Origin of the sequence: Macromonas nakdongensis (genome assembly GCF_002837145.1) — a bacterium.
Classification (GTDB): Bacteria; Pseudomonadota; Gammaproteobacteria; order Burkholderiales; family Burkholderiaceae_C; genus Macromonas_B; species Macromonas_B nakdongensis.
In genome coordinates this window covers 1-4345 of record NZ_NWMV01000172.1, presented here as the reverse complement: position 1 = coordinate 4345, position 4345 = coordinate 1, and the positions used below count along the sequence as shown (strand labels likewise).

The 4345-nt window shown below is 71.6% G+C and carries 5 protein-coding genes; 4 read left to right on the top strand and 1 reads right to left on the bottom strand.

Features of this window, described 5'->3' with window-relative positions; genetic code table 11:
- The 4 genes from CON77_RS14945 to CON77_RS14930 form a co-directional block, all read left to right on the top strand.
- On the top strand, nucleotides 1–479 hold a 479-nt coding region (locus CON77_RS14945), incomplete at its 5' end, for a TolC family protein (protein WP_198552414.1).
- Nucleotides 476–1774, top strand: coding sequence for an efflux RND transporter periplasmic adaptor subunit (locus CON77_RS14940; protein ID WP_101050398.1), 1299 nt, complete (start codon nucleotides 476–478; stop codon nucleotides 1772–1774). The genes CON77_RS14945 and CON77_RS14940, both read left to right, overlap by 4 nt.
- Entirely contained in the window at nucleotides 1771–2532 is a 762-nt protein-coding gene (locus CON77_RS14935; protein ID WP_101050396.1) for an ABC transporter ATP-binding protein, read from the top strand. Before CON77_RS14940 ends, CON77_RS14935 begins: the two co-directional genes overlap by 4 nt.
- A 1-nt stretch (nucleotide 2533) precedes the next feature.
- A complete protein-coding gene (locus CON77_RS14930; RefSeq protein ID WP_101050394.1) occupies nucleotides 2534–3742 on the top strand; it encodes an ABC transporter permease in 1209 nt (402 codons plus the stop codon).
- A 28-nt stretch (nucleotides 3743–3770) separates the two neighbouring features.
- On the opposite strand, the gene CON77_RS14925 is transcribed toward CON77_RS14930, so the two are convergent.
- The coding region (locus tag CON77_RS14925; RefSeq protein ID WP_101050392.1) for an SDR family oxidoreductase at nucleotides 3771–4345 on the bottom strand (575 nt) is incomplete at its 5' end.

Sequence of the window (4345 nt, the reverse complement as noted above, 5' to 3'; positions counted from 1 at the left end):
GCGAGGTGTTCGACGTGGCGGCCCTGACGCGCAGCGTGCTGGCCAGCGTGTCGGCTTCGCTGTTCGACGGCGGCGCCGCCCAGGCGCAGGTGCGGGTCCAGCAGGCCGCGCTGGAGCAGGCGCGGCTGGCCCACGAAGCCGCGGTGCTGAGCGCCTTGCAGGACGTGGAAAACGCCCTGGTGGCCTTGCAGGGCAACCGCGAACGCCTGGCCCGCCTGGAGGCCGCCGCCGCCTCGGCCGCCAACGCGGAGCTGCTGGCCCGCCAGCGCTACGCCAGCGGTCTGGTCGATTACGGCACCTTGCTCGACACCCAGCGCACCCTGCTGTCGGTCCAAAGCGAACTGGAAACCGCCCGCGCCACCTGGAGCGCCGACCACGTGCGCCTCTACAAGGCCCTGGGCGGTGGCTGGCGCCCCGACCCGACCCCTTCCCCTGTCACGAACCCCACCGCCGCCACCGCGCCGCGCACCGCCCCATGAAACCGACCGACGCTTCTTCCGTTTCCGATGTCTCGACCTTGCTGGGCGACGACCGGCCGCCGCGCTGGTGGCAACGCCCCGTGTGGTGGGGAAGTGCCCTGGCCGTGGTGCTGCTTGCGGGGGGGGCTTACTACTACCAGGGCCGGGCGCAGCAGCAGGCCGGTCCGGGCTACGTGACCGAAACCTTGCGCACCGGCGACATCACGCTCACTGTGTCGGCCAACGGCACGCTGCAGCCCACGCGGCTGGTGAACGTGGGCAGCGAGTTGTCGGGCACGGTGCGCGAGGTGCTGGTGGACGTGAACGACCGCGTCAAGAAGGGCCAGGTGCTGGTGGTGCTGGACACGGCCAAGCTGACCGACCAGGTGCACAGCGCCCGCGCCGCGCTGGCGGCGGCCCAGGCCCAGGTGGCCCAGGCCGTGGCCACGCTGAAAGAAGCCCGGGCGCAACTGGCCCGGCAGGAAGAGGTGTTCCAGCTGTCCGGGGGCAAGGTGCCGTCGGCGGCCGAGCTGGACAGCGCCCGCGCCGCGGTGGACCGGGCCCAGGCCGCCGAGGTCAGTGCCCGGGCCGCGGTGCAACAGGCCCAGGCCACCCTGGCCACCAACGAGACCAACCTGTCCAAGGCCTCGATCCGTTCCCCCATCGACGGCGTGGTGCTGACCCGTGCGGTGGACCCGGGCAACGCCGTGGCGGCCTCGCTGCAGGCGGTGACGCTGTTTTCCATCGCCGAAAGCCTGGGCCAGCTGCGCCTGGAGGTGTACGTGGACGAGGCCGACGTGGGCGCCGTGAAGGTGGCCCAATCTGCCACCTTCACGGTCAGCTCCTATCCGGCGCGGCGCTACCCGGCGAAGATTTCGCGCGTGGCCTTCGGGTCCACCAAGACCGAAAATGTGGTGACCTACGTGACCACGCTGGACGTGGACAACAGCGACCTGAGCCTGCGCCCGGGCATGACGGCCAACGCCAGCATCGTGGCCACCGAACGCAAAGGGGTGCTGCTGGTGCCGAACGCAGCGCTGCGGTTTTCGCCCAGCAACGGCAATGGCGCGGCCGCCGCCAGCCCCAGCGTGCTGTCGCGCATGATGCCGCGCCCACCCAGCAGCGGCACCAAGACGGCGCGGCCGGAGGGCCGTGGCGGTGCCCGGCAGATCTGGGTGCTGAAGGACGGCCAGCCGCAGGCCTTGCCGGTGACCAGCGGTATCAGCGACGGGCGCTTCACCGAAGTCAGCGGCGAGGGGGTGAGCGCGGGCCTGGCGGTGATCACCGGTCAGCTGAGCGCGGAGAAGGCGCGATGAGTGCCGCGCCCGGCGCGCCCTCGGCGGGAGATTCGGTGGTGTCGGCGCCGCTGATCGAGTTGCGCGGCATCACCAAAACCTACGGCCAGGGGGCCACCGCGTTCCAGGCGCTCAAGGGCGTGGACCTGTCCATCGCGGCGGGCGATTTCGTCGCCATCATGGGGCCGAGCGGCTCGGGCAAGTCCACCGCCATGAACACGCTGGGCTGTCTGGACACGCCCAGCAGCGGGGAATATCTGTTCCGCGGGGTGCCGGTGCAGGCCCTGTCGCGCGACGAACGGGCCCGGCTGCGCCGGCGCTACTTCGGTTTCGTGTTCCAGGGCTTTCACCTGCTGGCGCGCACCACCGCCCGCGAAAACGTGGAACTGCCGCTGGTGTACCGCGGGGAACCGCGCGCGCAGCGCCATGCCGCCGCGCAGCGCGCGCTGGAGGCGGTGGGCCTGGCCGCCTGGGCCGACCACACGCCTGCCGAACTGTCGGGCGGGCAGCAGCAGCGGGTGGCGATCGCGCGCGCCATCGTCACCGAGCCGCAGGTGCTGCTGGCCGACGAACCCACCGGCAACCTCGACTCCCAGCGCAGCCACGAGATCATGGAGCTGATCCAGCGGCTCAACCGCGACTACGGCATCACCGTGCTGATGGTGACGCACGAGCACGACATCGCGGCCTACGCGCACCGCATCGTCCACTTCCGCGACGGGGTGGTGGAGCAGGAGCAACACAATGGCACGGCGGTGGCCGCGCAGGAGCGGGGCTGACATGTGGATCAACACACTCATCCTGGCCTTGCGCTCCATCCGGCGCAACCTGTTGCGCTCTTTCCTCACCATCCTGGGGGTGGTGATCGGGGTGGCCGCGGTCATCACCATGGTCACCCTGGGCAACGGCGCGACGATGGCCATCCAGAACCAGATCGCCGGGCTGGGCACCAACCTGCTGCAGGTGCGTCCGGGCCAGCGTCTGGGGCCGGGGGCGGGCGGCTCGTCGGCGCCGGCGTTCAAGGCGGCCGACGCCGACGCCATCGCTGCCCAGGTGGGGGGCGTGCTGGCCACCGCGCCCGAGTCGCGCACCGGCACCACGGTGGTGGCGCAGGGCCGCAACTGGACCAGCAGCATCATCGGCAGCACCAACGATTGGCTCACCACCGGCAACTGGGCGGTGGTGGAGGGACGGGTGTTCACCGCGGACGAGCTGCGCGCCGGTGCCGCGGTGTGCCTGATCGGCAGCACCGTGCAGCGCGAACTGTTTGGCAACGCCGTGGCGGTGGGCAGCTCGGTGCGGGTGCGGCAGATGAGCTGCGAGGTGGTGGGCGTGCTGGGGTCCAAAGGGCAGGGCGCCTTCGGCAACGACCAAGACGACTTGGTGATGATGCCGCTCAACACCCTGCAGCGCCGCGTCACCGGCAACACCCGGGTCAACACGCTGCTGGTGTCGATGCAGGACGGGGTGGACGCCGAGCGGGTGAAGGCCGGCATCACCCAGCTGCTGCGCGAGCGCCGCAAGCTGGCCGAGACCGACGAGGACAACTTCAACGTGCTCGACACCAAGCAGCTGGGCGAAACCCTCTCCAGCACCACCCGCGTCATGACCATGCTGCTGGGCGCGGTGGCGGCGGTCAGCCTGCTGGTGGGGGGTATCGGCATCATGAACATCATGCTGGTGAGCGTGACCGAACGCACCCGCGAGATCGGGCTGCGCCTGGCCATTGGCGCCCTGGAGCGCGAGGTGCTGCTGCAGTTCCTGATCGAGGCCGTGGTGCTGGCCGCGCTGGGCGGGCTGATCGGCATGGCGTTGGCGGTGGGCGCGGGCGTGGGCCTGTCGGCGCTGATGAACGTGCCGTATGTGTTCAACCCCGGCATCAACGCGCTGGCGTTTGCGTTTTCGGCGGGCATTGGGGTGCTGTTCGGGTTTTTCCCGGCGCGGCGCGCGGCCCGGCTGGACCCGATCGAGGCGCTGCGCCACGAGTGAGCGCGTGCCGGTCCGTGGCGGGCCCCGCTCACCAGGGAATGGGCGCGCCGCGGTGGTCAACGAAGTGCGCGCCGGCCTGCGGCGGCAGGGTGTCGAGCACGGCCAGCAGGCGCTGGGCGGCGTCTTCGGGCGCGTCGGCCTGGTCGCCCACGAAGGGGCGGCTCAGGGCCGAACGCACGGTGCCGGGCTGCAGCGCGGCCACCACCGCCAGCGGGCGTCGCCGCGCGATGTCGATGGCGGCGGTCTGCAGCAGCATGTTCAGCGCCGCCTTGGACGCGCGGTAACCGTGCCAGCCGCCCTTGCGGTTGTCGCCGATGCTGCCGACCCGCGCCGACAGCTTGCCCCACACCACCCGTTCGCCCGTGGCCAGCAGCGGCACCAGGTGTTTGAGTGCCAGCGCCGGGCCGATGGCGTTGACCGCGAAGGCCTGGGCCAGGCGCTCGGGGTGCAGGTCTTCCAGCCGTTTTTCGGGCGGGCCGCTGGGCAGGGTGAGGGCGCCGGTGGCGTCCAGCACCAGGTGCAGCGGGCCGTGCGGGCGCAGGGCGTCGGCGCAGGCGCGCAGGCTGGCCTCGTCTTCCAGCACCAGCGCCGGCTCGCTGCGGC